This window comes from Streptomyces synnematoformans (assembly GCF_039531005.1).
GTDB lineage: Bacteria > Actinomycetota > Actinomycetes > Streptomycetales > Streptomycetaceae > Streptomyces > Streptomyces synnematoformans.
Genome location: NZ_BAAAPF010000714.1, coordinates 1 through 924 on the forward strand (window position 1 = coordinate 1; position 924 = coordinate 924).

At 74.5% G+C, this 924-nt stretch carries 1 protein-coding gene; it reads right to left on the reverse strand.

Going from position 1 to position 924, the window contains the following annotated elements:
* The coding region (locus tag ABD317_RS37295) for a Gfo/Idh/MocA family protein (protein ID WP_344296560.1) at positions 1-924 on the reverse strand (924 nt) is incomplete at both ends.

The following is a 924-nucleotide window of genomic DNA, read 5'->3' on the forward strand; positions in this document are numbered from 1 at the left end:
TGTCCAGGTCGGGGATGCGGGCGTGGGTCATCGCGGCGTCCGCGCGGCGGGCGAGGGGGCGGCCGGTCGCGGTGGGTACGGGGACGTCGTCGTGCTCGCTGTCGTAGCGTTGGCCGATGGCCGCCCGCCAGGCGTCCTGGACGGCGAGGTTGCCGAGGGTGTCGGCCCAGCTCATCTGCGGGGCCTGGCGGTCGGCGAGATGGGCGGCGACGGTGTCGGCCTCGGCGGCGTAGAGGTGCGCCGGCGGGATCCGGATCTCCCGCGGCTCCTCTCCCACCCGGTGCAGCATCAGGCCGGTGGGCTCGCCGTCTCCGCAGAACCAGGGGTCGGGTACGTCGAGGAAGCCGCGGGAGCCGTGGATCCGGACCCGGTTCTCGCCGGAGAGCCGGATGCCGGTGGCGACCTGGGCGGTCAGCCCGCCGGCGAAGTGCAAGGTGGCCAGGGCCCACTCGTCCACACCGGTGCGGCCGACGGTTCCGGCGGCGGTGAGGTGCTCCGGATCGGCGAACGGCGCGCCCGTCGCGGCGCCGGCCAGCAGGCGGGCCATCGAGACCGGATAGCCGCCGACGTCCAGGATGCCCCCGCCGGCCAGGGCGTTGGCGAACAGCCGGTGCTCGGCGTCGAAGCCGGGGCCGCCGAAGGAGAACTGCGCCTGGATGTGGTGGAGGTCGCCGACGGCGCCGTCCGTGACCAGCTCCACCAGCTTCGCGGTCTGCGGGGTGCAGCGGTACATGTACGCCTCCATCAGGAAGACGTCGGCGCGTACCGCTGCCTCGATGACGGCGGTGGCCCAGGCCCGGCGCACCGCCATCGGCTTCTCGACCAGCACGTGCTTGCCGGACTCGGCGGCCCGCACGGCCCACTCGACGTGCTGCGGGTGGGGCGTGGCGACGTACACCGCGTCGACGGTCCCGTCGTCCAGCA